The sequence below is a fragment of the Mesorhizobium sp. WSM4817 genome (assembly GCF_055811135.1).
In genome coordinates, this window is sequence record NZ_JBVVQQ010000079.1 from 1 (window position 1) to 2,534 (window position 2,534).

The 2,534-nt window shown below is 59.1% G+C and carries 3 protein-coding genes; all 3 read right to left on the reverse strand.

Annotated elements, in window-relative coordinates:
* On the reverse strand, positions 1-559 hold a 559-nt coding region (locus AC0L2K_RS34730), incomplete at its 3' end, for an NAD(P)-dependent oxidoreductase (protein WP_473533629.1).
* A gap of 55 nt (positions 560-614) precedes the next feature.
* On the reverse strand, positions 615-1,085 hold the full coding sequence (locus AC0L2K_RS34735; RefSeq protein ID WP_473533630.1) for a hypothetical protein: 471 nt from the start codon (positions 1,083-1,085) through the stop codon (positions 615-617).
* A complete protein-coding gene (locus AC0L2K_RS34740; RefSeq protein WP_473533631.1) occupies positions 1,082-2,371 on the reverse strand; it encodes an adenylate/guanylate cyclase domain-containing protein in 1,290 nt (429 codons plus the stop codon). Before AC0L2K_RS34740 ends, AC0L2K_RS34735 begins: the two co-directional genes overlap by 4 nt.
* Positions 2,372-2,534: the final 163 nt, after the last annotated feature.

The window sequence follows — 2,534 nt, forward strand, 5'->3', positions numbered from 1 at the left end:
GCGCTGGGGCACCAGCGTAACAGGCCACATCGGCGATTTGCTTAGGGTTGCGGGACCACGCCGCCGAGCGATATCCCAGCTCGGCGAAGAGTCGCGCGGCCCATCCACCGATACGCCCAGCCCCAAGGATAACGATGCCGGTCTCGCTGATCTTCCGTGGCGCGATGGGGCGCCATCTCTTCTGGGTCTGTTGGACAGCATATTCAAATACATGGCGTTGCTGGCACAGTACTCTGAGAACAATGTACTGCACAACCTCCGAGGCAAGTTCGCGGGTCGCCAAACGTACGACGCCAACGCCCGCAGGCAGCTCACCCAGTTGCAAGCCGTCTATGCCCGCGCCGAGATAGGCAACTGCACGCAATCGCGTCATATCTTCAAAAAACCCGCGCGGCGTACCCTTATCGATCAGCACCAAGTCAATGTCGCCGGGATCGCCGTGATGGGGCCATAATCGGAAGTCGAGGCCAGAAACGCGCGCCTTGAGAGATCGCGCCCACTCCCCCGCGTCGATATAGTCGGGATAATCATTCACCATCAGTAAAGTGAGCGCTTTCACCATTACCTCCCAAACACTCTGTTCGACGTACATCAGCCGGAATGGATCGAAGCGGCTATCCGGGCACGCCAGCCATGTGCATCGCCTCTGCGAAGTGATCACGATCTTCTTGACGGCGGAATGGGTTGTTGTCGAGCAGAAGCTGGATGCATCCTTTGGCTGCTTGCTCAACGCCCCCCGGCCTTGCTTTCAGCCTCGCTACTGCTTTTTCCGCCCATAGCTTTGCCTCGGCAAGCCTATCAAGCTTGGCAAGTATAGCTGCGCCGAAAAAGGTCGAATCGATAAAGTAGTCGGGGACTCTGATCCGCGCGGCTAGGGCCTCGGGATACCGCCTTGCGGTAAATAGGGCAGTCGCCTGAAAGGCGATATACCAATCGGGGTATCGTGGATTGAGACGCATTGCCGCTTCGCCGCAGGCAACCGCCTTTTCCCCGTCTCCATACATTGCGAGCATGTAGCTGGCATTGGCGAGGCTGTCGGCGTCGTTAGGGTTGAGCATGATGGCACGATCCACATGTTTCTTCATGCGCTCATAGTCGCCGCGATAGAGGCAAGGCCATGCCAGCGCGATGTGGGCTTGATAATCGGCTTCATCGAGCGCGAGACCCGTTTGGCGCAATCAAAGGCCATGTCATAAGCGCCTCTACCTTCTGCCGCAATTAGCAAATCAAGCGCTTCCATCTGGTAGGTCACCGCTAAACCGGAATAGGCGCGCGAAAAGCTTGGGTCTGTGGCAGCAGCCTTTTCGAAGTGTTGGCGCGCTTCAAGATTGTTCTGACCCACCGTCCACAAGAGACGTTTGCCGCGCAACCAATGATCATAGGCGATGAGGTTTTCAGGCTGCTTACGCTTAGCCCGCTCCAAGGAAACGTCTTCGAGGCCCACCGCCAGCATGCCCACGATCCTCTGGGTTATCTCGTCCTGAACCGCAAACATGTCGGCAATTTCTCGATCATAGCGCTCCGCCCAGATGTGGCTGCCGGTCTCAGCGTCGATGAGCTGCGCGGTGATGCGCAGACGATTCCCGGCGCGACGAACGCTTCCCTCGAGTACATAGGTCACGCCCAAGTCGCGTGCCACGTCGGGGATCTTCATCGTCCGTGCCTTGTAGGTGAAAGAGGAATTCCGGGTGATGACGGACAACGACCGAAAGCGCGAAAGTTCGGTAATGATGTCCTCTGTGATGCCGTCGGAGAAGTACTCCTGCTCTGGATCGCCGCTCATATTGACAAACGGCAAGACGGCGATCCACGGCTTATCGGGTAGCGACAGTGCGCGACGCACCAAGGCAGAGGTATCGGCTAGGCGCACTCGGCAAACGCGCACCAGCTGCTCGATGTTCTTCAGCGCCTGCTCGCCCATATCCTCGAACTGCAGATCGAGCCGGTTGCCGAGGTGGTCACGCACTGTGCCCGAGACCGCTATGCCACCGGCCGGGGCGACGCTCTCAAGCCTAGCCGCAATATTCACTCCGTCTCCGAAGATGTCCTCGCCTTCGACGATGACATCGCCCAGGTTGACCCCGATCCGCAGTCGGATCGCGCGGTCCTCCGGCATGTCGGCGTTGCGCGCCTCCAGCCGCCGCTGGATGTCGACCGCACAGGCAACGGCGTTAACAACGCTGGTGAACTCAGCCAGGACCCCATCGCCGGTCGCCTTGAAAATCCTACCCATGTGTTCGGCGATCTTTGGATCGACCAGCTCGGCCCGCAGCGCCCTCAGCGTAGTCAGCGTGCCCATCTCGTCATGGCCCATGAGCCGGCTGTAACCGACCACATCGGCAGCGAGTATGGCCGCCAAACGGCGCTTCACGCTCGGACTCCTCCCACGTGTGACGGCTCCGCTTTGGAGCCCAGTCAACTACACAATACCAGCGCCTTATGTCAGGGCAATCGGGCGCTCGGATATGATCCCTCCCATCGGCAGAGCCATTAGAAGCTACGACACGTACGGGCGAAATGACAGCTTTGGGTCA

Bases quoted from the DNA above. Each gene is read 5' to 3' on its own strand.
- AC0L2K_RS34735 (WP_473533630.1), bottom strand. From the start codon at position 1,085: ATGAAGAAACATGTGGATCGTGCCATCATGCTCAACCCTAACGACGCC.